Origin of the sequence: Amycolatopsis dongchuanensis (genome assembly GCF_039542405.1) — a bacterium.
GTDB lineage: Bacteria > Actinomycetota > Actinomycetes > Mycobacteriales > Pseudonocardiaceae > Amycolatopsis_E > Amycolatopsis_E sacchari.
On sequence record NZ_BAABIB010000045.1, the window covers coordinates 132,122 to 157,387 of the forward strand.

General features: G+C 71.9%; 22 protein-coding genes. 12 read left to right on the top strand and 10 right to left on the bottom strand.

Going from position 1 to position 25,266, the window contains the following annotated elements:
* Positions 1–52: 52 nt before the first annotated feature.
* Both ABFX51_RS08885 and ABFX51_RS08890 read right to left on the bottom strand, forming a co-directional pair.
* Positions 53–970, bottom strand: coding sequence for a hypothetical protein (locus tag ABFX51_RS08885; RefSeq protein WP_091506563.1), 918 nt, complete (start codon positions 968–970; stop codon positions 53–55).
* 269 nt (positions 971–1,239) lie between these two features.
* Positions 1,240–1,488, bottom strand: a complete 249-nt coding sequence (locus ABFX51_RS08890) for a hypothetical protein (RefSeq protein WP_091507063.1) — start codon at positions 1,486–1,488, stop codon at positions 1,240–1,242.
* A 469-nt stretch (positions 1,489–1,957) separates the two neighbouring features.
* On the opposite strand from ABFX51_RS08890, the gene ABFX51_RS08895 reads away from it, so the two are divergent.
* Genes ABFX51_RS08895 through ABFX51_RS08910 form a run of 4 tightly spaced genes read left to right on the top strand, consistent with a single transcriptional unit; the run spans position 1,958 to position 5,577 of the window.
* Positions 1,958–3,130: an AI-2E family transporter gene (locus ABFX51_RS08895; RefSeq protein ID WP_091506565.1), complete on the top strand. Its 1,173-nt coding sequence runs from the start codon at positions 1,958–1,960 to the stop codon at positions 3,128–3,130.
* Complete coding sequence (gene macS / locus ABFX51_RS08900) at positions 3,127–4,272, top strand: MacS family sensor histidine kinase (protein ID WP_091506567.1); 1,146 nt, start codon at positions 3,127–3,129, stop codon at positions 4,270–4,272. Before ABFX51_RS08895 ends, macS begins: the two co-directional genes overlap by 4 nt.
* Positions 4,269–4,913, top strand: a complete 645-nt coding sequence (locus ABFX51_RS08905) for a response regulator (RefSeq protein WP_091507065.1) — start codon at positions 4,269–4,271, stop codon at positions 4,911–4,913. The genes macS and ABFX51_RS08905 overlap by 4 nt, the downstream gene beginning before the upstream one ends.
* Positions 4,914–4,965: 52 nt before the next feature.
* Positions 4,966–5,577 carry a DUF1707 SHOCT-like domain-containing protein gene (locus ABFX51_RS08910; RefSeq protein ID WP_091506570.1) on the top strand — a complete coding sequence of 204 codons (612 nt, stop codon included), beginning with the start codon at positions 4,966–4,968 and terminating at the stop codon, positions 5,575–5,577.
* Here ABFX51_RS08910 and ABFX51_RS08915 read toward each other — a convergent pair.
* On the bottom strand, positions 5,513–6,907 hold the full coding sequence (locus ABFX51_RS08915) for an MFS transporter (RefSeq protein WP_346053342.1): 1,395 nt from the start codon (positions 6,905–6,907) through the stop codon (positions 5,513–5,515). The genes ABFX51_RS08910 and ABFX51_RS08915 overlap by 65 nt on opposite strands.
* Positions 6,908–6,986: 79 nt before the next feature.
* Between ABFX51_RS08915 and ABFX51_RS08920 the strand changes: the two genes are divergently transcribed.
* Entirely contained in the window at positions 6,987–7,292 is a 306-nt protein-coding gene (locus tag ABFX51_RS08920) for an ArsR/SmtB family transcription factor (protein WP_346053344.1), read from the top strand.
* On the opposite strand, the gene ptsP is transcribed toward ABFX51_RS08920, so the two are convergent.
* Positions 7,289–8,920 (bottom strand): phosphoenolpyruvate--protein phosphotransferase, encoded by a 1,632-nt coding sequence (gene ptsP / locus ABFX51_RS08925; protein WP_346053346.1) that lies wholly within the window; start codon positions 8,918–8,920, stop codon positions 7,289–7,291. The genes ABFX51_RS08920 and ptsP overlap by 4 nt on opposite strands.
* Before the next feature lie 39 nt (positions 8,921–8,959).
* Positions 8,960–9,826, bottom strand: a complete 867-nt coding sequence (locus tag ABFX51_RS08930; protein ID WP_346053348.1) for a ribokinase — start codon at positions 9,824–9,826, stop codon at positions 8,960–8,962.
* A gap of 331 nt (positions 9,827–10,157) precedes the next feature.
* On the opposite strand from ABFX51_RS08930, the gene ABFX51_RS08935 reads away from it, so the two are divergent.
* Positions 10,158–10,904 (top strand): TetR/AcrR family transcriptional regulator, encoded by a 747-nt coding sequence (locus ABFX51_RS08935; protein ID WP_091506581.1) that lies wholly within the window; start codon positions 10,158–10,160, stop codon positions 10,902–10,904.
* Here the strand turns inward: ABFX51_RS08935 and leuS are convergent.
* Positions 10,901–13,732, bottom strand: a complete 2,832-nt coding sequence (gene leuS / locus ABFX51_RS08940; protein WP_346053350.1) for a leucine--tRNA ligase — start codon at positions 13,730–13,732, stop codon at positions 10,901–10,903. The genes ABFX51_RS08935 and leuS overlap by 4 nt on opposite strands.
* Positions 13,733–13,785: 53 nt before the next feature.
* Here leuS and ABFX51_RS08945 point away from each other — a divergent pair, with 53 nt between their 5' ends.
* Positions 13,786–14,187, top strand: a complete 402-nt coding sequence (locus tag ABFX51_RS08945; RefSeq protein WP_346053352.1) for an SdpI family protein — start codon at positions 13,786–13,788, stop codon at positions 14,185–14,187.
* 49 nt (positions 14,188–14,236) lie between these two features.
* Here the strand turns inward: ABFX51_RS08945 and ABFX51_RS08950 are convergent, their stop codons facing one another.
* Entirely contained in the window at positions 14,237–14,818 is a 582-nt protein-coding gene (locus tag ABFX51_RS08950; protein ID WP_091506588.1) for a YqgE/AlgH family protein, read from the bottom strand.
* Positions 14,819–15,107: 289 nt separating this feature from the next.
* On the opposite strand from ABFX51_RS08950, the gene ABFX51_RS08955 reads away from it, so the two are divergent.
* The 3 genes from ABFX51_RS08955 to ABFX51_RS08965 are packed head-to-tail and all read left to right on the top strand — an operon-like array spanning position 15,108 to position 19,314.
* Positions 15,108–16,340: an MFS transporter gene (locus tag ABFX51_RS08955; protein WP_346053573.1), complete on the top strand. Its 1,233-nt coding sequence runs from the start codon at positions 15,108–15,110 to the stop codon at positions 16,338–16,340.
* Between the two features lie 34 nt (positions 16,341–16,374).
* Complete coding sequence (locus tag ABFX51_RS08960; RefSeq protein ID WP_091506590.1) at positions 16,375–17,439, top strand: TNT domain-containing protein; 1,065 nt, start codon at positions 16,375–16,377, stop codon at positions 17,437–17,439.
* A 36-nt stretch (positions 17,440–17,475) separates the two neighbouring features.
* Entirely contained in the window at positions 17,476–19,314 is a 1,839-nt protein-coding gene (locus tag ABFX51_RS08965) for a TNT domain-containing protein (RefSeq protein ID WP_346053354.1), read from the top strand.
* On the opposite strand, the gene ABFX51_RS08970 is transcribed toward ABFX51_RS08965, so the two are convergent.
* The 3 genes from ABFX51_RS08970 to ABFX51_RS08980 form a co-directional block, all read right to left on the bottom strand.
* Positions 19,311–19,631, bottom strand: coding sequence for a hypothetical protein (locus ABFX51_RS08970; RefSeq protein WP_346053356.1), 321 nt, complete (start codon positions 19,629–19,631; stop codon positions 19,311–19,313). The genes ABFX51_RS08965 and ABFX51_RS08970 overlap by 4 nt on opposite strands.
* Positions 19,632–19,698: 67 nt before the next feature.
* Entirely contained in the window at positions 19,699–20,943 is a 1,245-nt protein-coding gene (locus ABFX51_RS08975) for a sensor histidine kinase (protein ID WP_346053574.1), read from the bottom strand.
* A gap of 94 nt (positions 20,944–21,037) precedes the next feature.
* Complete coding sequence (locus ABFX51_RS08980) at positions 21,038–22,459, bottom strand: CCA tRNA nucleotidyltransferase (protein ID WP_346053358.1); 1,422 nt, start codon at positions 22,457–22,459, stop codon at positions 21,038–21,040.
* 132 nt (positions 22,460–22,591) lie between these two features.
* On the opposite strand from ABFX51_RS08980, the gene ABFX51_RS08985 reads away from it, so the two are divergent.
* Positions 22,592–23,116 carry an NUDIX hydrolase gene (locus ABFX51_RS08985; protein WP_091506605.1) on the top strand — a complete coding sequence of 175 codons (525 nt, stop codon included), beginning with the start codon at positions 22,592–22,594 and terminating at the stop codon, positions 23,114–23,116.
* On the top strand, positions 23,113–25,245 hold the full coding sequence (locus tag ABFX51_RS08990; RefSeq protein ID WP_091506608.1) for a DUF6049 family protein: 2,133 nt from the start codon (positions 23,113–23,115) through the stop codon (positions 25,243–25,245). Before ABFX51_RS08985 ends, ABFX51_RS08990 begins: the two co-directional genes overlap by 4 nt.
* The last annotated feature ends 21 nt before the right edge of the window (positions 25,246–25,266 follow it).

The following is a 25,266-nucleotide window of genomic DNA, read 5'->3' on the forward strand; positions in this document are numbered from 1 at the left end:
CGGCACAGGAGAAACCGGCGAACAGGGCGCGTTCCGCTACCCCGCTCGCGACTCAGTCAGGCGTGACGCCGGGCTGCTCGCCCGGCTGGACCGGCGTGTGCCGGATGCCGAAGCGCACGGCACGCAGGCCGGTGGCTCCGACGACGGTCAGCGGGCCGGCGGGAACGCCGAACAGCGGACCGTCCACATGACCACCGGTGACGGAGCCACCGGGGCCGAACGGAAGGCCGGAGGGGGCCAGCGGGCCGCGCTCCGGCGAGAACGGGAACCGGTCCGGCTGCGTCGCGTGCGACTGCCGGCCGGACTGGTCCCGCGCATCGAGGTGCTGCGCCGCCGCGGCGTGCGCGTCGGGCAGCACGGCCGCGACCGGGCCCAGCGGCCCGGCGGGCAGCGCCGGCGCCACGGGGTTCGCGGCGGCCGGGGCGGAGGCCTGCGTCTGCTCGTCGGCGTCCGTCCTGCCGGGCAGGCCGGGCAGCTTGATCAGCTCGCCGGTGGCGGCGGGGCGCAGGAAGTGCAGGACGTCGTGCGACGGGGTCAGCGCCTCGCTGAGCACGCGCGGCGCCGACTGCGGTTCGAGCGTCACCCGCACCGCGGTGTCGACCACCTGCCGCGCGGGCTCGACGACGGTGCGCTGCGTGAACCGCTGCACCGACTCGGCGACCTCGGCCGTGATGCGGCGGCTCTGCTCGAGCGCGTCGGCCGCGACCTGCTTGCCCTGCGAGAGGCGGAACTCGGTGTGCTCCGCGCGCTCGGCTTCCGTCGCGTCGGCGGCCGTCGCCTGCTCGTCCTGCTGGACGACGGCTTCGGGGCCGGACACGGGGGAAGCGGTTTCCGCGGAGGCGCTGGCCGTGGACACGGCCCACGCGGCGGCAGTACCGGCGACGGCGCCGCCGACCACGAACAGCGCGCGCGTCAGCCAGCGACGGGCACGTGCTGTGCCCCGCTGCGCGGACGCGTTCTGCTGCTTCACGGTTCTCCTGCCGAGGAATTCGTCCGTTCGTCCCGCGATTTCCGAAAACGGTTCGCATTGCTGTCCGAACGGGCTTGCAGTGGAGAGGTAATCAAAGGTGACACCGGGCTCGCATCCCGGAGAGACCTTGATCGCTCGATGGTGTGAAGATCGCTCAGTGTCCGGCGGACTCACCGACCGTCACCGGAACAGGCGTTTCACACAGGCGGGGCCTGCCGGGAACGACTACCCGAGACAGACCCCACCTGACGACGAACCACTCGATCGAACTAGTCGACCACGCCTTCGAGGATGGACGGGATGGCGCCCGCCCAGGCGGAGCTGATCAGGCCGGCCGCACCGGCACCCAGCAGCGCGCCGGACTGGTTCCAGGCGTTGACGTAGTCCGCGCCCGTCGGGTGCTGCGGCACGACCACGGGCGCGGTCAGCTCGTCGGCGGAGGCGATGCCCCCGGCCAGGCCGAACGCGCCGGCGGACAGCGCGATCACAGCGACCGTGCGGGTGAGGGTCTTGCGCATGGGACGGTTCCCTTCGTGTGCGTTGGTTGCCGATGGATGGAGGATCATCGGTGCGGGCTCGATTTCGACCAGAAGGTCGAAATCCTTTCCGCGGTTCCCGAGGGTCGTTTGTTCGCCCTCGTTGATCACTGTAAACAGCAAGGTGAGTAATTTTCCACCGGTGCCACCCAGTCGTGTAATGCCTGCTCCGCGCGGTGAGAAAACGCTTTCCGGACATGCGGAAGGGCGCTCCGAAATACACTTCGGAACGCTCCGCGAAATGGGGATGGGCCGCCGAACCTCCCCAGCCCGGCGGCTCCTGTCGAACCTCTTCGCACTCCCGGAAATGAGATAACCAAAGCAGCGGACGGCTGTACACAGTGGACACACCAGGAGCACTCGATCGTGTGGATTGAGCGGTGTGCCAGTGGGTACGCGCCACGCTTCCGGGCGTACCCGTCCGTTTCGCCGGAGTCGCTAGGGTGATGCCGTGACCGACCGCCCCAAGACGCACCCCTTCGGCGAGGACGCCGGCACGACCGCCGCCGTGCCCCGCGGGCTCCGCATCGCCGCGGCCTTCTCGTGGCGGTTCCTGCTCGTCATCGCCGCGCTCTACGTCGTCGTGTGGCTCATCGGCAGGCTGTCGGTGGTCGTCATCCCGGTCTCGATCGCGCTGCTGCTGGCCGCGCTGATGGCCCCGGCCGTCTCCCACCTCGTCACCATCCGCGTACCCCGCGGGCTCGCCACCGCGCTCGTGCTCGTCGGGGGGCTCGCGATCCTCGGTGGCCTGCTCGCGTTCGTGATCATCCAGTTCACCGACGGGCTGCCGCAGCTGCAGAAACAGCTGAACAACAGCCTCGACCAGGTGCGGGACTGGCTGATCAACGACCTGCACCTGCGCCAGGAGCAGATCCAGCAGTTCATCGACAACGCCATCGGCTACCTGCAGCACAACCAGGCGGCGCTGACCACCAACGCGCTCACCACCGCGGGCACCGTCGGCGAGATCCTCACCGGGTTCCTGCTCACGCTGTTCGTGACCATCTTCTTCCTCGCCGGCGGCGAGCGGATCTGGCACTTCCTGATGCTCGGTGTGCCCGGCCAGGTCCGGGACCGGGTCGACGTCGCCGGGCGGCGCGGGTTCGCCTCCCTCGTCGCGTACGTGCGCGCGACCGCGGCGGTCGCCGTGGTGGACGCCGTCGGCATCGGCATCGGGCTGTGGATCGTGCGGGTGCCGCTGGTGGTCCCGCTCGCCACGCTCGTGTTCCTCACCGCGTTCGTGCCGATCATCGGTGCGGTCGTCGCCGGCGCGGTCGCGGTGCTGGTCGCGCTCGTCACCAACGGGTTCGTCACCGCGCTCATTGTGCTGGGCATCGTGATCCTGGTGATGCAGCTGGAGAGCCACATCCTGCAGCCGCTGCTGCTGGGCCGCGCGGTCCGCCTGCACCCGCTGGCCGTCGTGCTGGCGATCGCCGTCGGCCTCGTCGTCGCCGGGATCGCGGGCGCGCTGCTCGCGGTGCCGCTGCTGGCCGTCCTCAACTCCGGGATCCGCTCGCTGCTGCACGAGACCGACCCGCACCCGGAGGAGGTGGACGTCCTGCACGACCAGGAGGCGGCCGCGCCGGACGGCGACCCGGGGAAGGTCGAGGACGAGGATCGATGAGGCAGCGCTTCGGCCCCACGGCCGTCGAACCCGCGGCACCACTGTGGTGGGGCGGGATCGGGCTGCGGGTGGTGACGTGGCTGTTCGCGCTCGGCGCCGTCGTCGTGCACGACCGCGACTACGCACGGCCCGCGCTCGCCTGGGTCGTACTGGGCTGCATGGCGGTGTGGACCGTGCTGACCGGGCTCGTCTACTCGCGCGAGGCGTTGCGCTGGCGGTGGCGCTGGTTCGTGGTGCTCGACGTCGTGGTGGTGTGCGGGCTGATGCTGACCTCGCCGCTGATACTCAGCCCCGAGCAGCTGGCCAATGTGGACCCGCTGATCACGACCGTCTGGGTCGCCGGGGTGCCGGTGGTCGCGGGGACGCGGTTCGGTGGTTACGGCGGGATGGCGGCCGGGCTCGTGGTCGGCGCGGCGACGGCGGTGGCGCGCCAGGCGTTCACGCTCGACGTCGCGCGGGACGGGGTGCTGCTCGTCGCGACGGGGCTGCTCATCGGCATGAGCGCCACGACTGCCCGCAAGTCCGCGGCCGCGCTCGCGGAGGCGTGGCGCAAGGAGGCGGCGACCGCCGAGCGTGAACGGCTCGCCCGCTCCATCCACGACAACGTGCTGCAGGTGCTGGCCCGGGTGCGCCGCCGTGGTGCGGAGGTCGGCGGCGAGGCCGCGGAGCTCGCGGAGCTGGCCGGGGAGCAGGAGATCGCGTTGCGCGCGCTCGTCACCACCGAGCCCAGCACGACCGGCGCGGGGGAGACCGACCTGCGGGCCGCGCTGCAGCTGCTCGCCTCGTCGAAGGTGCAGGTCGCCGCGCCCGCCGACGACGTGCTGCTGCCCGCCCGCGTCACCGCCGAACTCGTCGCCGTCGTCCGCGAGGCCCTGTCCAACACGGCCAAGCACGCGCCAGGCGCGAAGGCGTGGGTGCTGCTGGAGAACCTCGCCGACGAGGTCGTGGTCACCGTCAGGGACGACGGCCCGGGCATCCCCGAAGGCAGGCTCGCCGAGGCGGAGGCGCAGGGACAGCTCGGCGTCGCCCGGTCGATGAAGGGCCGGGTACTTGAGCTGGGTGGGAGCATTTCCCTGGAGACCGCTCCGGAGCGGGGGACCGAATGGGAGGTTCGGGTGCCGAAGGCGGGCAGGAAGCGATGATCTCGGTGATGGTCGTCGACGACCACCCCATCTGGCGGGACGGCGTGGCCAGGGACCTGACGGAGCACGGGTTCGAGGTGCGGGCCACCGCGCCCGACGCCGACGCGGCGGTGCGCATCGCCAGTGCCGTGCGGCCCGACGTCGTGCTCATGGACATCAACCTGGGCCAGTCCTCCGGCGTGGACGCCACGCGGGAGATCACGATGGCGCTGCCGGACACGCGGGTGCTGGTGCTGTCCGCCAGCGGGGAGCACAGCGACGTGCTGGAGGCGGTGAAGGCAGGTGCGTCGGGCTACCTCGTGAAGTCCGCGTCCGCGCAGGAGCTCGTCGAGGCCGTGCACCGGACCGCCGCGGGTGATCCCGTGTTCACCCCGGGGCTGGCGGGCCTCGTGCTCGGCGAGTACCGGCGGATGGCGGAGGGCCCGGCGACCGACAACCCGGTGCCGCGGCTGACCGAGCGCGAAACCGAGGTGCTGCGCCTGGTCGCGAAGGGCCTCACGTCGCGGCAGATCGCCGAACGGCTCGTGCTGTCGCACCGCACGGTGGAGAACCACGTGCAGTCCACCCTGCGGAAGCTCCAGCTGCACAACCGCGTCGAACTGGCCCGGTACGCGATCGAACACGGGCTGGACAAGGAGTAAGTCCGGGTTTTTCCCGGATCCGGGCCGGGGTCCGCCGAATTACGCTGCCCCCATGGGCGAAGAGACCGAGACCGCGACGCTCAGCCCGCGGGACCTGCGGGTGTCCGACGAGGAGCGCGAGCACGTCGTCGCGATACTGCAGAAGGCGATCGGGCGGGGGCTGATCGACCTCGACGAGTTCACCGAGCGCACCGACATCGCGCTCGCCTCCCGCACCCGCGGCGAGCTGAACGCCGTGCTGGTGGACATCCCCGGCACGGTCAACCGCGATCTCGGCGCCCCGCCGCCGAAGGCCACCGATCCCTCGCAGCGGCTGGAGCTGTCGGCGAAGTACTCCTCGCTCGTGCGCAACGGGCGGTGGATCGTGCCTGCCGAGGTCGTCGTGCACAGCAAGTACGGCTCGACCAAGCTGGACTTCAGCGACGCCCAGGTGACGAGCCCGACGGTGCAGATCGAGCTGGACTGCAAGTGGGGTTCGGTCGAGGTGATCGTCCCCGAGGGCATGGCCGTGGACCTCAACTCGATCACCGAGCTCAAGTACGGCTCCCTGGACGACAAGACCGGCAGCAACGGCCTCCCGGGTACGCCCCGGCTGGTGTTCACCGGACGCGTGCACGGCGGTTCAGTGGTCGTCCGGCGTCCCCGTCGCGGGCTGTTCTCCTAGCGGCTGTCCGCGCGAACGCGACGAGGACGGCGCCCACGGCCATGCCCGCCGCGGCGACCAGCACCGCCGCCCGGCTTCCGGACGCCCCGGCGAACGCGATGAGGACCGCGAGCCCGACGGCGTTGCCGAGGTTGAGGGTCGTGGAGGCCATGCCGTTGGCCACGCCCTGTTCCTCCGGCACGACGCCGGTGGCCGCGGTGATCCACATCGCCGTCCACGTGACGCCCTGTCCGACGCCGGAGACGACCAGCCCAGGCACGACGGCGCCGTAGCCGCCACCGAAACCCACGGCGAGCACGACGGTGCCGACCGCGCCCACGCCGAAGCCCGCGACCAGCGTGGTGCGTGCGCCGAAGCGGCCGGTGAGGCGCTCGCCGAGCTGGGTGCCCGCCGCGATCGCGAGCGAGGGCACCAGGAACGCGAGCCCGGTCTGCAGCGCGCTCATCCCGCGGACGGTCTGGAACAACACCGTCAGGAAGTAGGGCAGCGTGCCGAACGTCGCCATGTAGAGCGCGGTCACGCCGATCCCCGTGAGGAGCGCGCGGTTGCGGAGCAGGCTCGGCGGCAGCAGCGGGTCCGCGCCGCGTGCCTCGACCACCGCGAACACCCCGAGCAGGACCACGGCCAGTGCCGCGGCGAGCACGACGCCGGGTGAGGTCCACCCGGCGTCCGGGCCTTGGACCAGTGCGAACACGAGGAGCGTCGCGCCCGCGGTGGCGGTCAAGGCGCCGGGCAGGTCGAAGCGGCGTCCGGTGGCGCGCGGCGGGTCGGCGGGCACCACGGCCAGCGCGGCCACGGCGACCAGCCCGGCGAGGGGCACGTTGACGAAGAACACCGCGGACCAGCCGAAGGCCTGCGTGAGCACGCCGCCCAGCAGCGCGCCCACCGTGAGGCCGCTGGCTCCCGCGCCGCCCCACACCGCGAGCGCGCGGTTGCGCTCGCGCCCTTCGGGGAAGAGCGTGCCGATCAGCGCGAGGGTGGCGGGCAGCAGCAGCGCGCCGCCGATCCCCTGCACGGCCCGCGCGACGACGATCATCAGCTGTCCCGTGGCGAGGCCTCCTGCCAGCGACGACAGCGCGTAGAGCACCAGCGCGAGGACGAACACGCGACGGCGGCCGAGCAGGTCCGCGGCACGGCCACCGAGGAGCAGGAACCCGCCGGCGAACACCACGTAGGCGCTGACCACCCACTGCTGGGTCTGGCCGGAGAAGCCGAGGTCCGCGCCGATCTCGGGGAGTGCGACGAACACGATGTTGAGGTCGAGCGCGTAGATCAGCTGGGCGAGTGCGAGGAGGACGAGCACCCAGGCGGGGCGAGTCGAGGAAGTCACGGTAGGAATGTACGCGTATATACGTACAGTCAGTCAAGAGGAAAGTTCGTATCTACGCGTACTGATCTACACTGGGCCCATGCTCGCGCAGCACCCGGAACCGCACCAGATCCGCCTGGAGAACGTGCTGACCGCACTCGGCAACCCGCTGCGGATGAAGATCGTGCGGCGGCTCGCGGACGAAGGGGAACGGCCCTGCGGCACGATCCTCACGGGCGTGTCGAAGTCCACCCTCACCCGGCACTGGCAGGTGCTGCGCGACAGCGGCGTCATCTGGCAACGCCCGCACGGCAGGGAGAACCTGCTGTCCTTGCGCCGCGAAGACCTCGACGCGCGGTTCCCCGGCCTGCTGGACGCGGTGCTGGCCGCCGCCGGGGAGGACTAACCCCTCGCGACCGCGCGCGCGGCCTTCGCGTCCCCGGTCGCCAGCACGGCTTCCGCGAGCGCTTCGCACTGCGCGAGCGTGACGGCGGCCAGGCTCGCGCCCACCGCCCGCACCGCCGGTGCGTTCATCGACAGGCTGGTCACCCCGAGGCCCGTCAGCACCCGCGCGAGGAGCGGGTCCGCCGCCGCCTCGCCACACACGCCCGCCGGTTTGCCGGTGGCCTTCGCCGCGTCGCCGACGAGCTTGATCAGCCGCAGCAGCGCGGGCTGCCACGGGTCGTTGAGCGCCGCGACGGCGCCGAGCTGCCGGTCGGCGGCGAAGGTGTACTGCGCCAGGTCGTTCGTGCCCAGCGAAACGAAGTCGACCGCGTCGAGGATCTCCCTGGCGGACAGGGCCGCGGCCGGGATCTCGATCATCACGCCCGCCCGTGCGATGCCCGCCGCGCGCACGCGCTCGGCGAACCATGCGGCCTCCTCGGCGGTGGCGACCATCGGCGCCATCACCGAGACCTCGGCGCCGGAATCCTGTGCCGCGCCCGCGATCGCTTCGAGCTGGCGGTCCAGCACCTCGGGCCGGTCGAAGGCGACGCGCAGGCCGCGAACACCCAGCGCGGGGTTCGGCTCGTCCTCGGGGGACAGGAACGCGAGCGGTTTGTCGGCACCCGCATCGAGGGTCCGGACGACGACGGGCTTTCCCGCGAACGGCGTGAGCACGGCCGCGTACGCCGCGCGCTGGTCGGCGACGGACGGTTCGTCGGCGGCGTCGAGGTAGCAGAACTCCGTGCGGAACAGGCCCACTCCTTCGGCACCGGCCTCCGCGGCGGCGCGGGCGTCGGCGGGTTTGCCGACGTTGCCGAGCACCTTGACGAGGTGACCGTCCGAAGTGGTCCCGGTGCCGTTCCACTCGGCCGGTCCGCCCGCGACGGCCGTCAGCACCGGTTCCGCGGCGTCGGCGACCTCGACCTCGCCGGTGTCACCGTCCACGAGCAACGCGGCGGCGTCCAGCGCGAGCACGCCGCGGACGGCGACGACCGCGGGAATTCCCAGCGCCCGCGCCAAGATCGCGGTGTGGCTGGTCGGCCCGCCCTCCTCGGTGACGAGGGCGAGCACCTTCGCCGGGTCGAGCCCGGCCGTGTCCGCGGGGGCGAGGTCGCGGGCCACCAGGACACTCGGCGTGGTCAGTTCGGGCACGCCGGGCGGTTCCACGCCGAGCAGCTCGGCCACCACGCGGTCCCGCACGTCCTCGATGTCGCGCACGCGCTCGGCCATGTACCCACCGGCGGCGGCGAGCGTCTTGGCGAAACCGTTCGCGGATTCGTAGACCGCGCGCGGGGCTGGCAGCCCTTCGGCGACCACGAGCCGTTCGGCCTCGCTGATCAGCGCCGGGTCCCCGGCCATCGCGGCGGTGGTGATCAGGATCGTCGCGGCCTCACCGGAGGCGGTCGCGGAAAGCGCTTCCAGACGGGCGGCGACGGCCTGCGTCGCCGGAGCGATCCGCGCCGCTTCGGCCTGCGGGTCCTCGGGTTTCGGCGTGCCGGCGGGCTCGCCGAGCGGTTCGGCGACCCGGACGACGGGACCGCGGGCGCGGCCGGGGCTCACGGCGACTCCGGTCAGCCTTTCGTGCGACATGGTCTAGACCATACCTTTCCCCGACCACGACGGACAGTGTCAGCGGCCCTCGAGTTCGGCAGCGGACGGATAGGACGGCTGCGCACCCCGGCGGGTCACCGAGATCGCCGCGACCCGGGCGGCCTTGCGGGCCGCCGTCTCCAGGGTGACCCCGGTGGCCAGCGACGCGGCTAGCGCCCCAGTGAACGCGTCCCCGGCGCCGGTCGTGTCCACCGGCTCGACGGGTGGCGCCGGTACCTCGGTCTCCCCGTCCCCGGTGAGCACGAGCGCGCCCCGCGCGCCCAGGGTCACCACCGCCGAACGCGGCCCGAGTTCCAGCAGTTTCCCGAGTCCGACGCCCTCTCCCAGCAGGGCGGCGGCTTCGTGTTCGTTGACGAGCAGCACGTCCAGCGCGGCCAGCGTGCGCGGCGACAGCTCCGCGACCGGCGACAGGTTGAGCATCGTCCGCACCCCGGCCGAAGCGGCCTCGGCGATCGCCCATTCGACCGTCGGCAGCGGGATCTCCAGCGACGCCACCAAGACCTTCGCCCCGGCGAAGTCGAGCGCGCCGGGTTCGAGCGCGCTGTTGGCGCCGGGCGAGACGAGGATCGAGTTCTCGCCGTCGGGGGTCACGGTGATGTAGGCGATGCCCGTCGGCCGGCCGACTTTCCGCACGAGCTCGGTGCGCACCCCGGCGTCGCGCAGGGACTCGGTGAGCATGGCCCCGTAGGCGTCGTCGCCGATCGCGGCGAGCAGCGCGACGTCCGCACCGAGCCTCGCGGCAGCCACCGCGGTGTTGGCGCCCTTGCCGCCGGGCAGGACGGTGGTGTCGCCGCCGAGGACGGTTTCGCCGCTGCCCGGGCGGCGTTCGGCCGGGACCACCAGGTCGGCGTTCGCGGAGCCGATGACGAGGACTTCGGTGTGCACACCCCGAATCTAGTGGCGCGCGGCGCCTCCCCCAGAATGGGCGGGAAGTTCGGTTGGCAAATGTGAAGATCTTTGTAACTTCTCGGCCGGGAGATGCGACACTAGGGTGAGTGCCCGGTCTGGATCACCCGAATGGGGGAATTAGCCGTCTGACCGTCCCGACGGCACCATTCCGGACTCTCCTAAGCTGTCCGTGCCCGGCCCCGCCGGAAACGGGCATCGGGTCGCCGGTACCGATCGCGTAGCCCCCCGAGTGATCGGTACCGGCGGCGCCCCTCTCCTTCCGCGGAAACCGCGTTCCGCGGGCGCACCCCCGACCTAGAATGCGGGAATGGACAAGCCGACGCGCCGAGGGCGCGTGCGGGTCGCGACCGACCAGGACATCCGGCGGACCGCCCGCACGCTGCTGGTCCAGCGCGGCCCGGAAGCGGTGACGCTGCGCGCGATCGCCCGCGAACTCGGGATCACGGCGCCGGCGCTCTACCGGTACTACGGCTCCCGTGACGACCTCGTCGAGCACCTCCGCCTCGACGTCATCGCCGACCTCGCCGCCGAACTGACCGAAGAGGTCGGCGCGCTCGCCGCGGACGGGGCGGCCCAGCTGTTCGCGATCTGCCGCGGGTTCCGCCGCTGGGCGCTGACGCACACCAAGGAGTTCACGCTCGTCTTCGCGTCACCGACCGGCGAAACCGGGTCCGCCGCCGGCAGCGTCGCGACCCTCCAGCGCGCGAGCGAACCCTTCGGCCGCATCTTCCTCCTGGCCGCGGGCCGGATCCTGGCCACGCACCAGCTCACCATCCCGCAGGCCGACGCCGTGCCGCCCGAACTGCACGACGACCTCATCGCCTTCCAGGACGAGCTGCTCACCGTGCTGCGTGAGTCCGGCGCCGAGTTCCCGCCGGACAAGCTCAACCTCGGCACGACGTACGTGATGATCCAGTTCTGGGCGCGGCTCTACGGCCACATCACGCTCGAGGTGTTCGGGAACTACCCGATCCCACTGTCCAAACCGGACGCGGTGTTCGACGCGCTCCTGGCCGACCTCGCGCGGGAGATCGGCCTGGAGCCCGCCCTCTAGAGGACCACGTTCACCAGTCGCCCCGGTACGACGATCACCTTGCGGGGCTCGCCGCCGTTGAGCAGGGCCTGGATCTTCTCCTCGGCCAGCGCCGCCGCCTGCACCGCGTCCTTGTCGGCGTCCGCGGCGACCGTGATGCGGGCCCGCACCTTGCCGTTGACCTGGATCGGGTACTCGACCGTGTCCTCGATCAGGTACCGCTCGTCCGCCACCGGGAACGGCCCGTGCACCAGCGTGTCCGTGTGGCCCAGCCGGTGCCACAGCTCCTCCGCGATGTGCGGGCACAGCGGCGCCAGCATCAGCACCAGCGGCTCCACCAGCTCACGCGGCGTGCCCTCGGTCGCGCCGTACACCTTCGTCAGGTGGTTGTTCAGCTCGATCAGCTTCGCGCCGGCGGTGTTGAAGCGCATCTCCGCGTAGTCCTCGCGGACCCCGGCGATGGCGCGGTGCAGCTGCTTGCGGTCCTCGGCGGTGGGTTCCGCCGACGTGACCCGCAGCTCGCCGGTCTGCTCGTCGACCACCAGGCGCCACAGCCGCTGCAGGAACCGGTGCGCGCCCACGACGTCCTTCGTCGCCCACGGGCGCGAGACGTCCAGCGGGCCCATGGCCATCTCGTAGAACCGGAAGGTGTCGGCCCCGTAGTCCGCCGCCATCTGGTCGGGCGTGACCACGTTCTTCAGGCTCTTGCCCATCTTCCCGTATTCCTGCTTGACCTCCTGGCCGTGGAAGAAGAACTTGCCGTCCTTCTCCTCGACCTCCTCGGCAGGAACGTAGACACCACGGGAATCGGTGTACGCGTACGCCTGGATGTAGCCCTGGTTGAACAGCCTGCGGTACGGCTCCTTCGCGGAGACGTGGCCCAGGTCGTACAGCACCTTCTGCCAGAACCGCGCGTACAGCAGGTGCAGCACCGCGTGCTCCACGCCGCCGACGTACAGGTCCAGACCACCCGGGTCCGCGACGCCGTGCTCCGCGGGGCGCGGGCCCATCCAGTACTGCTCGTTCTCGGGGTCGACGAACGCTTCCGAGTTCGTCGGGTCGACGTAGCGCAGCTGGTACCAGCACGAGCCCGCCCACTGCGGCATCACGTTGGTGTCGCGGCGGTACTGCTTCGGGCCGTCACCCAGGTCCAGCGTCACGTTGACCCAGTCCGTCGCCTTCGCCAGCGGCGGCGACGGTTCGGAGTCGGCGTCCTCCGGGTCGAACGTCTGCGGCGAGTAGTCGTCGACGTCCGGCAGCACGACCGGCAGCTCGCTCTCCGGCAGCGGGATCGGCCTGCCGTCGGAGTCGTACACGATCGGGAACGGCTCGCCCCAGTACCGCTGCCGCGCGAACAGCCAGTCCCGCAGCTTGTACTGCGTCGTGCCCTTGCCGTGGCCGTGTTCCTCCAGCCACTCGATGATCGCCTTCTTGGCCTCGTCGACGTCCATCCCGTCCAGGAAGCCGGAGTTGATCGCGGGGCCGGCACCGGTGTACGCCTCGCCGTCGAAGCCCTCCGACGGCTGCACCGTACGGATGATCTCCAGCCCGAACTTCTCCGCGAAGTCCCAGTCACGCTGGTCCTGGCCCGGCACCGCCATGATCGCGCCGGTGCCGTACCCCATCAGCACGTAGTCGGCGATGAAGACCGGGATCTCCTTGCCGTTCACCGGGTTCACCGCGGTGGCGCCGATGAAGACGCCCGTCTTCTCCTTGCTCTCCTGGCGGTCCAGTTCGGACTTGCGGGAGGCCGCCAGCCGGTACGCCTTGACCGCCTCGGCCGGGGTCGCCGCGCCACCGGTCCACGCCTCGTCCACATCGGACGGCCACGACGCGGCGGTCAGCTTGTCCACCAACGGGTGCTCCGGCGCCAGCACCAGGTACGTCGCGCCGAACAGCGTGTCGGGCCTGGTGGTGAACACCTCGACCCGCTCGTCGCCGACGGCGAAGGCGACCTGCGCACCCCGCGAGCGGCCGATCCAGTTGCGCTGCATGGTCTTGACCTTCTCGGGCCAGTCCAGCAGCTCCAGGTCGTCCAGCAGGCGGTCCGCGTACGCGGTGATCCGCATCATCCACTGGCGCAGGTTCTTGCGGAACACCGGGAAGTTGCCGCGGTCGGTGCGGCCCTCCGCGGTGACCTCCTCGTTGGCGACCACGGTGCCCAGGCCGGGCGCCCAGTTCACCGGCGCCTCGGAGATGTACACCAGCCGGTGCGAGTCGATGACCTCCCGCTGCTCCGAGGAGGACAACTCACCCCACGCACGGCCGTCCGGGGTCGGGCGCTCGCCCGCGGCGAACTCCGCCTCCAGCTCGGCGATGGGCCGCGCCTTGGCCTGCGCCTCGTCGTACCAGGCGTTGTAGATCTGCAGGAAGATCCACTGCGTCCACTTGTAGTACTCGGGGTCGATCGTCGCGATGCGGCGCCGCTCGTCGTGGCCCAGGCCCAGCCTGCGGATCTGCCGCAGGTAGGTCTCGATGTTCTCTTCGGTGGTCTTGCGCGGGTGCTGCCCGGTCTGCACCGCGTACTGCTCCGCGGGCAGGCCGAACGCGTCGAAACCCATGGTGTGCAGGACGTTCCGCCCGATCATCCGGTGGTAGCGGGCGTAGACGTCGGTGCCGATGAAGCCCAGCGGGTGCCCGACGTGCAGGCCGGCGCCCGACGGGTACGGGAACATGTCCTGGACGAAGAGCTTGTCCGAGGGCAGCGGCGTCTCGGCGAGGGGGCCGACGGGGTTCGGCGCGTGGTACGTGCCGTGGTCGGCCCAGTAGTTCTGCCAGCGCAGCTCGATCCGGCCGGCCAGGTCCGCGTTGTAGCGGTGGCCGGGGATCTCCTCGGTTGCCTCACTCACACCTGCAATGGTATGCCGCCGGTCCGAATCGTTTTGACCCGTATCCTTACCCCGTGTTCGTACTCGCGCTGATTCCCGTCGTGCTCGGTCTCGTCGTCGGCTGGGGCGGGGTCCTCGGCTGGCAGGAGAAACTCGCGGACCGCGGCGCGGGGGTGCGCACGGAGGCGACGCTGCGTTCCGCGCAGGCCTTCCGCACGGCGAACAAGGTCGCCGGACTGCCCACGATGGTCGCCGGGGCGGTGGGGATCGTCGCCGGGCTCGCCGGGCTGTTCATGCCCACCACCGCGGGCGTCGTCGTCGCGGCGCTGGTCGGGCTGATCGGGATGTTCGCGCTGGTCACCGCCGGCGGGCTGCTCGGGCACCGCGCCGCGCTCGCCGTCCCGGAGCCCGTCGCTCCCGGTGGGGGCGGGTGCTCTGGTTGTGCGTGCGGGGGTTGTTCGCTCCAGAAGGCCTAGCGGCGCGAAGCGCCTCCGCTGGGGGTGGTGGTCGGGCGAGGGGCTGGCCTTAGTTTCGTTGCAGGTCGCCGGGGTGGGTGGCCAGTAGCGCCGTCGGCACGCCCTGGCGGCGCAGCACCTGCGCCCACAGATCGCGATCCGGCGTCGCCAGCACGTCACCGGGCAGCGCGGGCACGATGAGCCAGTCGCCGCGGTCGATCTCGCCCGCCAGCTGACCCGAGTCCCAGCCCGCGTACCCGGCGAACACGCGCAGCCCGCGCACCTTCGGCACCAGCAGGTCCGGATCCGCGTCGAGGTCCACGAGCGCCACCGGACCGCGCACGCCGATCAGCCCCGGCACGGCCGCCGCCGTCTCCCCGGCCCGCAACGCCGCCAGGCACAACGCGGTCTTCTTCTCCACAGGACCGCCGACGAACACCGACTGCGGTTCGACCACGTGCCTGCCCCAGCTGGGCAGCACGTCGTCCACCGGCACGTCACTCGGCCTGTTGAGCACGACACCGAGCGTCCCCTCTTCCCGGTGGTCGATGATGAAGACGACCGTCCGGCGGAAGTTGGGATCGAACATGGTGGGGGCGGCAACCAGGAGCGAGCCCGGTTCAACCTCGGCGTCCGCTGGCACGCCCGTCATGATCCCACTCACGTCCCCGGCAATTCGCACGGAGCGGGAACAACACGCCGCCGGGGCCCGTTGGACGTGGTGGCCGGCGCACTCCGTGTCCCCCGGGCCCACTTGAGAAGAGCCTTTGTGGAATACCGTTCGGCTGGAGCCACACTGCGCCACGCCGCCGAGAGGCGACCAAGTGCGCCGGCCCCTTCCGTTCACCCTGAGATCTTGATCCGGCACCGTATGCTGTCGTGTTGTGACGGCTAGCGCGGAACCTGCGACGGTGAAGCTGGGGCCTCGCGCGTTCTTCCGCATGCCGGGTTTCCGCAGGCTGCTGTTCTCCCGCTTCGCCGCGCAGTGGTCCGACGGGGTCTTCCGCGCCGGGCTCGCCGGAGCGGTGTTGTTCAACCCCGAGCGCGGCGCCGACCCGCTGACCATCGCCGGCGGGTTCGCCGTCCTGCTGCTGCCGTACTCCGTGATCGGCCCGTTCGCGGGCGCGCTGCTGGACCGGTGGGACCGGCGGCGGGTGCTCGTGACCGCGAACCTGCTACGCGGGCTGACGATCGTGCTCGCCTCCGCGGCCGTCGGGTTCGGGCTCGCCGGCACGGAGTTGTTCGTGCTGGCGTTGCTGGTCGAGGGCGTTTCGCGGTTCGTCGGCTCCGGGATGTCGGCTTCGCTCCCGCACGTCGTGCCCCGGCACTCGCTGGTCACGGCGAACGCGGTCGCCACCACGCTCGGCGCGATGGTCGCGGTCGTCGGCGGTGGTTGCGCCATCGGGCTGCGGGCGGTGATCGGCTCCGGTAACACCGGTTCCGCCTGGACCACGGCGACCGCGGTGCTCGGCACGATCGTCGCCGCCTTCATCGCCTCGCGTTTCACCGCGGGGAGCCTCGGCCCGGACTCCGTCGACGAACCCGAGGACGCCTTCGTCGCCGTGGCACGCGGGCTCGCCGACGGTGGGCGCGCCGCACTGGGTGCGCCCACGGTCACGGCCGGGTTCGTCGCGCTGTTCGCGCACCGGGCGTCCTACGGCATCTCGCTGCTGCTCACGGTGCTGCTGCTGCGCTACTCGTTCACCGACTCCGGACTGCTCAAGGCCGGGCTGCCCGGGCTGGGGCAGCTCGCGGTGATGGGCGCCGCGGGCATCCTGCTCGCCGGGTTCGCCACGCCGCGGCTGGTCAACCGGTTCGGCAGGCACCGCGTCGTGCTCAGCTGCCTGCTGCTGGCCGCCGCGAGCCAGGCCGGGCTCGGGCTGCCGATGCGGCTGCCCACGATCCTGCTGGCCGCGTTCCTGATCACCGGTGCCGGCCAGGTGCTCAAGCTGTGCGTCGACTCGGCGGTGCAGCGGGACATCGGGGACGAGGCCCGCGGCCGCGTGTTCGCGCTCTACGACACCCTGTTCAACATCACGCAGGTGGTCGCGGTGGCGGCCGCGGCGGCCTTCGTCCCGCTCGACGGGCGGTCGCCCGCGCTGCTGCTCGTCGCGACGGCCGTCTACCTGCTCGGCGGGGGTGGCTATCTCCTGGCCATCCGCCGCAAATCGTGAGTCCGGCCGGAGCTTCTCGCTTACAGTGAGCGCGATGGACGCCACGGCAGGACAACCGCTCGCCGTGACCTTCCGGCACGCCCGGGTGGTCGACGCGCCCGGCTCGCCGCTGCCCGAGGACGAGGTGCCGAGGGTCCTGCGGTACCTGGAACGCCAGCCCGCCGTCCTGGTCGGCAGCGGCTTCGGACCGGACAGGTTCACCGGCGAGGTGGACGTGCCGGAGAGCTACCACACGGACGGCACGTGGGTCTGGCACGCGTCGGTGCCGCACTACCTGCGCAAGCACGGCATCCCGCCGGAGCCGGACTTCCTCGCGCACATCCGCGCCCAGGACCACCGGCCGCCGTATGTCGACAAGTTACTGCGCCGCACGGCGGCCGCCGACCTGCTCGGCCGTCCGCGGCCCCGCGCCGACGCCCGCGACCTCGGTCCCACCAGCGGGGACGTCGCCGCGGCGCTGGAGACGCAGACCGACCCGAAGCTCGACGACGCCGCGCTGCTCGTCGTGCTCGCGGAACGGCTCGGCCAGCAGGGGGTGTGGCCGGAGGCGTACCGGATCGCGGCACGCGCCGACCACGCGTGGTGCCTCAACGCGACCGACCGGGGCTGGGAGGTCGCGTGGTACGAGAACGACGAGCCGGTCGAGGCGCACCACTTCGAGCAGGCGCAGGACGCGGCGCAGTTCCTGCTCGGCACGCTGCTGCTGCACCCGGCGCGGCGCACGGCCGGTCAGGAGACGCCGCTGGAGACCTCGGCGGAGCTGGCGGACTGGCCCATCCAGCCCACCGAAGGCGAACCGCCGCTGACGTTGTTGCGCAACAAGCGGATCGTGCGCCTCGCGGCGGGCACCGTGGTGCTGCGCTTCGGCGGTGACGGCGGGAACCTGGTGCACCACGACGAGACCCGGTTCCCCACGACGTCGCTGCCGATCGAGCGGGAACGCGACGAGCGGAAGTACCGGGTGTGCCGCCCGCTGTCGGTGATCCTCGGCATCGCGGTGCCGTGGGCGGGGCTGCCCGGCGGCGCGGTGAGCTACGTCCTGCCGCGGGCGGTCCGCGACCACGTCACCGATGGCAGTCTCGAGCGATTTGTCGGTTAGGTTCTACGAGTCCGTGACACAGGCACAGGGGGAGAAGTGCGTTACCGAGTAGAGCTGGCGGCCCGTCCGGACGGGTTGTACGGCGTGTGGCGGGGCCGGGCGTTCCAGGCGGAACGCTCCACGACGGACGGCACCCTGCTGCTCGTCGCGGCCCCCGACGAGGACGCGCCGGAGGACTTCGACACGGAATGGCAGTCGCGCCCGGCGAAGGTCGTCCCGGAGGACCAGGCCGAGGGCACCTTCACCCTCCAGACGCACTGCCTGTTCGACGACGAGATCTTCCGCATCGCCCCCGACCCCGACCCGCGCGTGCTGACGCTGCGCTGGTCCGGGACGGACGAGGAGCGGGCCCGCCAGCTGGGGCTCACGGAGCTGACCGCGACCGCGGCCCCGGACGAGATCACCGCGTTGTGGCAGGAACGCCACGACTTCCCCGGCGCCACCCGGCCCCAGCCGGGGCAGGGGGACCCGGAGGAGCTGGTCCGGTCGATCGCGCTGACCGTGCGGGCGGTGCTGCCCGAGGGCTGGCAGCGGGTCGCGGCCCAGTTCCGGCAGGTGGGGGACTACGCCGAGATCGAGATCCGGTCGCTGGGCGAGGCGGAGTCGGTGTCCCTGCCCGCGCCGCCGCGGCTCGGCCAGCTGTTCTCGCAGCTGCGGTCCGCGATGTACCGGCCCGACACGGGCACGTGGTTCCAGGGCACGCTCACGCTCGAAGCGCCGTCGTCGTTCTCCTTCGACTACGACACGACGAGCGAACCGAACTGGCGGCAGTCCCCGCGCGACCGGCTGACCGCCCGGTCCTACGACGCCGAGCTGGAGCGGTTCCCGCGTGAGCGCAGGCAGGTGCCGGAGTGGCTGGCCGGCAAGGCCGGGCTGCCGCTGGACATGCCGTTCCGGCAGGCGCGGCTGCCCGAGCAGCCGCAGCCGCTGGCGCAGGAGGAGGTCCGGCCGGTGCTGGACTACCTCTACCGCGCGCCGGTCGTGGTGAGCAGGCCCGGCTGGCTGCCCGACACGGTCAACCCGGGCGGCCCCGCGGACGTGCCGGACGCGTTCCACACCGACGGCCTGTGGATCTGGCCCGCCGCCGTGCCCCACTACCTGCGGAAGTACGGCATCCCGCCGGAGCCGGAGCTGCTGGAGCGCATCAGGGCGGCGGCCTACCGCGTGCCGTACCTGTCGTCGCAGGTCCGGGCGGTGGCGGAGGCCGAAGTGCTCGGCCGCCCGCGCCCGCCGGTGCCCGCGCCGCCGGAGCCGGACCCGGTCGCGGTGGTCGACCGGGGCGGCGAGCCGCCCATGGGGCTGCGGGCGTCGCAGGTGCTGACCGTGCTGGAACGGCGGCTGGGGGAGTACGGCATCCCGCAGTCGGCGTACCGGATCGGCGAGGCCGTCGAAGGCGCGTGGTGCCTGGTGCGGACGAAGGCGAGCTGGGAGGTCAGCGGCCCGGGCGGTGGGGAACCGGCGGCGTTCTCGCACGTCGAGGAGGCGGCGCGGTTCCTGCTGGGGTCGCTGCTGCTGTACCCGGCACGCACGGAGGAACCGCAGCAGCTGGACTGGCCGATCGTGCCGCTGCGGGGTGAGCCCCCGCTGAACTTCTTCCGCGCGAAGCGGATGATCGTCCTCCCCGCGGGGACGACGGTGCTGCGCTTCGGGAACGACACGGGGAACCTGGTGCACGAGCCGGGAACGCGGTTCCCGGAGGCGTCGCTGGCGCCGGAACGGGAGCAGCTGCAGCAGCGGTACCGCCTGGTCCGCGGCCTGCCCGCGCTCACGGGCGTGACGCTCCCGTGGGGCCCGATGCCCGGCGGCGCGATCGGCTACCTCCTGCCGCGCCCCATCGCGCAACACGTGGAGATGGGCGCCCTGGAGCGGCTCTAACGCTGGAGGTTGGTGATCAGCGCGACGATCTGCGACATGCCGAGGGAGATCTTGGTGAAGCCCTCGTCGACCTTCCGCTCCAGGCGGTCGACCTTGCGCTCCAGGCGGTCGAGGCGCCTGCCGTGCTCCTCGAGGATCTTGCCGTGCTCCAGCTGGGTGGCGCGCAGGGAGTTCAGCAACGCGTTGTCCATCCGCTGCCGTGCTCGCCACGCTTCGGTCGCCATGCGGGCATCCTCCCTCGCGGTCTTGGCGATCTCAAGCGCTTCCTTCGCAGTGGCCTCAGCGACGACCACGCGGCTCTCCAGTTGTTCGGTCATGGCGCCACCGTAGGACCCGCCAAAACTGCCTCTGACCTGCGGACGCGCTGTATCGCGGCATCGCGGCCTAGCGCGGCATCCACAAGGTCACGCGGGTGCCGCCGCCGGGGCTGGACTCCACGCGGGCGCTGCCGCCTGCCTCCGCGAGCCGGGCAGTGATCGACTCGCTGATGCCGAAGCCCGCCGGGCGGTCCGACTCGTCGAAGCCGGTGCCGTGGTCGCGGATCACCACGGCGATGCCGCCCCGTTCCTCCGCCACGCGGACCACCACCTGGTCCGTGCCGGCGTGCTTGAGGGTGTTGCGCATCGCCTCGCGGGCGGCGTCCCTGATGGCCAGCTGGCGCACTTCGTCGAGGGTGTCCTCATCAAGCTCGGCCATCACGAGCTGGGCACGCAGCCCCTCCCTGGCCATCTCCGCCGCGAGCGCCGTCAGCTTCTCGCCGAGCGGGCGGGCCGCCTCCTCGTCCGCCTCGCGCTGCGCCGACTCCAGCAGCTGCCGCACCTCCAGCGCCTGCGCCCGCGCGACGCCCCGCAGCTCCGCGAGCTGCTGCTCCGGGTCGCCACCCCGCGGCAGCGCGATGCTCTCCAGCGTCTGCAACACCGTGTCGTGCAGCGCGCGGTGCTGCCGGGCGCGCTCGGCGAGGCGTCCGTGCCGGATGCCGTACGCCAGCGCGAGCCGCGTGCCGAGGCCGAGCAGCACGAGCGCGCCGGTGGCCGTGAGCAGGACGCCGAGCATCGTGCCGAGCGCGGCGAAGCCTTGTTTCACGTTGAACACGCCCGTGTTGAGCTGCCACGCGAGCATGCTCAGCGGGATGCTGAGCAGCATCAGCCCGCCGCCGTAGCCGATCCCCAACGCCAGGGTCAGCAGCGCGATCCCGCCCAGCAGCTCCTTGTCCGGCACCTGCATCGCCGCGGCGAACGACGACTCCGGGACCGCCGCGGCCACCACGAGGTACGCCGCGAGCGTGAACACCACGTCGAGCAGCAGCAGCCTGCCCGCGTTGCCGTTCTCGAACGGCGCCGACCGCAGCAGCCAGCGCAGCCCGAACACGTTGAGCGCCACGCACAGCACCGCGACGACGACCACGACGGGCGAGCTGCCACCTTCGGCGAAGAACGCCACCAGCGCGCCCACCACGGCGACGATGCGGTACAGCAGCGGCACCATCGCCACGTAGCGCGTCGCGCGCAGCAGCAGGTTGTCGCGCACCCCGGTGTCGACCGGCCCCGCCATCCGCCGCATCCGGCGCAGCGCCGGCACGGGCGTCGGGTCGGCGATGCTGTCGTCCAGCTCGCTGGACGCCGTCGCCATCGCCGGGGCACCCCGGCGGAGGAGGGTCAGGAGGAACCCGGCACGTCGCTGTTCCGAACTCACGCCTGTTCAGTCCCCCTCGGGCCGCCGGAAGTTACGAAATCCCGTTTTCCTCGGCCCAGCGCCGCAGCTCCGCGACGGCCTCTTCGTGGGACAGGGGCCCGCGGTCCAGCCGCAGCTCCTTGAGGTACCGCCACGCCTTGCCGACCAGTGGACCCGGCGGCAGGTTCAGCAGCCGCATGATCTCGTTGCCGTCGAGGTCGGGGCGCACCTTCGCGAGGTCCTCCTCGGCCTGCAGCCGGGCGATCCGCTCCTCGAGCTCGTCGTACGTGCGCTGCAGCGCGGCGGCCTTGCGCTTGTTGCGCGTGGTGCAGTCGGCACGCACGAGCTTGTGCAGGCGCTCGAGCAGCGGCCCCGCGTCGGTGACGTAGCGCCGCACCGCCGAGTCCGTCCACTCGCCCTTGCCGTAGCCGTGGAACCGCAGGTGCAGGAACACCAGCTGGCTCACGTCGTCCACGATCTGCTTCGAGTACTTCAGCGCCCGCAACCGTTTGCGCGCCATCTTCGCGCCGACGACCTCGTGGTGGTGGAAGCTCACGCCGCCACCGTCCTCGAACCGCCGGGTGGCCGGCTTGCCGATGTCGTGCAGCAGCGCGGCCAGGCGCAGCACGAGGTCCGGCCCGTCCTGCTCCAGCGCGATCGCCTGCTCCAGCACGGTCAGCGAGTGCTGGTAGACGTCCTTGTGCTGGTGGTGCTCGTCGATGGCCAGGCGCATCCCGGGAACCTCGGGCAGCACGTGCTGGGCCAGCCCGGTGTCGACCATCAGCTCCAACGCGCGGCGTGGCTGGGCGCCCAGCAGGAGCTTCGAGATCTCCGTCTGCACGCGTTCGGCGGTGATGCGCTGGATCTCGCCCGCCATCTCCGTCATCGCCTCGACCACGCGGGGCGCGGGCGCGAACCCCAGCTGCGACACGAACCGCGCGGCCCGCAGCATGCGCAGCGGGTCGTCGGCGAAGGACTCCTGCGGCGTGGCCGGGGTGTCGAGGAGCCGCTGGGAAAGCGCTTCCAGCCCGTTGTGCGGGTCGACGAACTGCTTCGTCGACAACTCGATCGCCATCGCGTTGACCGTGAAGTCCCGGCGCAGCAGGTCACCCTCGATGGTGTCGCCGAAGGTGACCTCGGGGTTGCGGCTGACCCTGTCGTAGCTGTCGGCGCGGAACGTGGTGATCTCCAGCGTCGCACCGCGCTTCGTGACGCCGACGGTGCCGAACTCGATCCCGGTGTCCCACACCCCGTCCGCCCAGCCGCGCACGATCTCGAGGATGCGCTCGGGCCTGGCGTCGGTGGTGAAGTCGAGGTCGCTCGACAGCCTGCCGAGCAGCGCGTCGCGCACACTCCCGCCGACGAGGTAGAGCCGGTGGCCGGCGTCGGCGAACCGGCCGGCCAGCTCGTCGGCGAGCGGGGAGATCCGCATCAGCTCGACCACGGCGTTCCGCTTGGCAGCGAGTTCGTTCACTGGGACACAACCACCTGCAGGATCTCCTGTTGCCGGACGAGACACGAGTAGCCAGCGTACCCATCGACCGAAAGTGAGGGCTCAACTACGCGTTCGCAACCGCTGAGCACCGGCAACCACTAGCATCGCAGCATGTCTGGATCGGCCGGTCGTTCCGACGGCGGCAAGCCGCGACGCAGGTCGCGACGGCGCCGCGGCCGGAAGATGACCACGGTCGACGAGACGTCCGCCGGCGGCCTCGTGGTGGACGCCGGGCGCGAGCGGGCCGTGTTGATCGGCAGGCTCGACCGGCACGGCAAACTGCTCTGGTCCCTGCCCAAGGGGCACATCGAGGACGGCGAGACGGTGGAGCAGACCGCACTGCGCGAAGTCAAGGAGGAGACCGGCATCTCCGCGCGTGTGCTCTGCCCGCTGGGGACGATCGACTACTGGTTCGTGGCCGAGCGCCGGCGGGTGCACAAGACCGTGCATCATTTCCTGCTGGAAGCCGTCGGTGGCGAGCTCTCCGACGAGGACGTCGAGGTCACCGAGGTGGCCTGGGTACCGGTCGCGGACCTGGAGCGCTGGCTCGCCTACACCGACGAACGCGCCCTGGTGCGCAGGGCCCGAGAGCTGTTCGCGGACGAAGAGCCGGCGACCGAAGGAGTCGGAGAGTGAAGCGGTTCGCCGCCGTGGTGTCGGTCGCGTTCCTGATCGTGCTGCTCGCCCCGCTGTCCGCGGCCGCGCAGTCGGTGACGGACACCCCGAACCGGCTGCGGCTGGACGTCACGCAGATGAACCCCCGCGTGCTGACGTCCACCTCCACCACGCTCAACATCACCGGCACGGTGGCCAACGTCGGCGACCGGCGGATCACTGACCTGCAGGTGAAGCTGGACCTCGGCGAGCGGCTGGGCACGGAAAAGCAGGTCCGCTCCGCGATGTCCGGTACGCCGGCCGCGGCGGCGACCAGCACGAAGTTCCTCGACATCGACCCCGGCACGCTCGAACCGGGGCAGACCGGGCAGTTCACGATCACCGTGCGGCTCGACGGCACCGCGGGCGGCCTGCGCGTGCCGAACGCCGGGGTGTACCCGCTGCTGGTGAACGTCAACGGCACGCCCGCGTACGGCGGGCAGGCGCGGCTGGCGTCGCTGAGCCTGCTGCTGCCCGTCCTCGGCGCCCCCGGCAAGCCGCAGGCCCAGCCACCGGCTGATCCCTCGGAGGTCACCGTCGTGTGGCCGATCGCCGACACGCGGCCGCGGATCGTCGCGGCCCCGTTCAACGGCAAGGTCGTGCTGGGCGAGGACGTGCTGGCCGGGGACCTGCGGCCCGGCGGGCGGCTCGACGCGCTCGTGTCGTCCGCGCTGGCGGTCCGCGACGACGCGCAGCTGTCCCGGTCGATCTGCTACGCCGTGGACCCCGACCTGCTGGACACCGTGGACACGATGAGCCGCGGGTACGAGGTCCGCACGCCGACGGGGAACGTGCCCGGCAGCGGCGCCGACGCGGCGAAGGCGTGGCTGGGCTCGCTCAGGCAGCTGGTCGCGAACCAGTGCGTGATCCAGATGCCCTACGCCGACGCGGACCTGTCCGCGCTGGCGGGCGTCCGCGGCGGTGACCTGATGGCGTACGCGCTGAACACCGCGCAGCACGTGCAGCAGCTGATCGGCACGCAGCCCCTGCCGGGCGTGCTGTGGGCGGACGGCCCGCTCGACTCCGCCGCGCTCACCGCCCTGCAGAACGCGGGGATCAGGACGCTCGTGGCCGACCCCGCCGACCTGTCGGGAGACGCGGAGGACGCGGCGACCGTCAAGGGCACCTCGCTGCGGGCCCAGCCTGCCGACTCCCTCGTCGCGACCGGGCTGGCCGGGGCGCGGGGCCGCTCGGCGTCGGCCGCCGCGACCCCGCCGGACGACCCGGCGATCGGTGCGCAGAACGGCCTCGCCGCGCTCGCCTTCCGCGGGCTCACGGGGTCGACCGGCTCGGTGCTGGTCACCCCGCCGCGGCGCTGGTCGCTGCCCGAGGCCGAGCTGACGCGCCTGTTGCAGGGGGTCGGCGAGCTGATCAGCAGGCGGATGCTGACCGCGCTCCCGCTGAACCAGCTGCTCGCGACCGCGCCCGCCGAGACGACGACGATGAACTACACCGCGGAGGACGTCGCCGCGGCCACGCCCACGTCGGTGACCGGCACGATGTCCTCGATCGAGGCGACGATGGCGGACCTGCGGAGCGCGATGGCGATCGACCCGGTGGCGCAGGTCGACCCCGACCAGCTGCTGATGCCGCTGCGGTACGCGCTCGTGCGCAACACGTCGACGGCCTGGCCGCCCGGCACGGACGCCGCCGAGGTGTCCGCGGCCGACTCCCGCACCCAGCTGCAGGCGCTGCTCGGCCAGGTCACGGTGGACACCCCCGGCGTGCCGATCTCGCTGGCCTCGGGTTCGGCGCCGCTGCCGGTGTTCCTGCACAACTTCCTGCCGGTGCAGGTCAACGTGCGGGTCACGCTCAACAACAGCACCGGGCTGCGCACGGGTGACATCGGCGACGTGCTGCTGCCCGCGGGGCTCGGCAGCAACAACAAGATCACCATCCCCGCGGAGGCGCTGCGGGCGGGCCGGTTCAGCGTGACCGTCGCGCTGAGCACGCCGGGCGGCACCCAGCTGGGCAGCCCCGCCCGGTTCGAACTCCGGTCCAACCAGTACGGCGTGGTGACGCTCGTGCTGACGATCGCCGGCGGTGTCGCGCTGGTGCTGCTTTCGGGTCGGCAGATCTATCGCCGGGTCCGTGGCCGGGGGAAGCAGTGATTACCCTGGAGTGACGATATC

Excerpts from the sequence above, each read along its gene's own strand:
- ABFX51_RS08920 (WP_346053344.1), top strand. The coding sequence starts at position 6,987 with ATGCTCGCGCAGCACCCGGAACCGCACCAGATCCGCCTGGAGAACGTG.
- ABFX51_RS08955 (WP_346053573.1), top strand. The coding sequence starts at position 15,108 with ATGCCGGGTTTCCGCAGGCTGCTGTTCTCCCGCTTCGCCGCGCAGTGG.
- ABFX51_RS08975 (WP_346053574.1), bottom strand. The coding sequence starts at position 20,943 with ATGGCGACGGCGTCCAGCGAGCTGGACGACAGCATCGCCGACCCGACG.
- ABFX51_RS08960 (WP_091506590.1), top strand. The coding sequence starts at position 16,375 with ATGGACGCCACGGCAGGACAACCGCTCGCCGTGACCTTCCGGCACGCC.
- ABFX51_RS08950 (WP_091506588.1), bottom strand. The coding sequence starts at position 14,818 with ATGACGGGCGTGCCAGCGGACGCCGAGGTTGAACCGGGCTCGCTCCTG.
- ABFX51_RS08935 (WP_091506581.1), top strand. The coding sequence starts at position 10,158 with ATGGACAAGCCGACGCGCCGAGGGCGCGTGCGGGTCGCGACCGACCAG.
- ABFX51_RS08890 (WP_091507063.1), bottom strand. The coding sequence starts at position 1,488 with ATGCGCAAGACCCTCACCCGCACGGTCGCTGTGATCGCGCTGTCCGCC.
- ABFX51_RS08970 (WP_346053356.1), bottom strand. The coding sequence starts at position 19,631 with ATGACCGAACAACTGGAGAGCCGCGTGGTCGTCGCTGAGGCCACTGCG.
- ptsP (WP_346053346.1), bottom strand. The coding sequence starts at position 8,920 with ATGTCGCACGAAAGGCTGACCGGAGTCGCCGTGAGCCCCGGCCGCGCC.
- ABFX51_RS08910 (WP_091506570.1), top strand. The coding sequence starts at position 4,966 with ATGGGCGAAGAGACCGAGACCGCGACGCTCAGCCCGCGGGACCTGCGG.
- ABFX51_RS08985 (WP_091506605.1), top strand. The coding sequence starts at position 22,592 with ATGTCTGGATCGGCCGGTCGTTCCGACGGCGGCAAGCCGCGACGCAGG.
- macS (WP_091506567.1), top strand. The coding sequence starts at position 3,127 with ATGAGGCAGCGCTTCGGCCCCACGGCCGTCGAACCCGCGGCACCACTG.
- ABFX51_RS08905 (WP_091507065.1), top strand. The coding sequence starts at position 4,269 with ATGATCTCGGTGATGGTCGTCGACGACCACCCCATCTGGCGGGACGGC.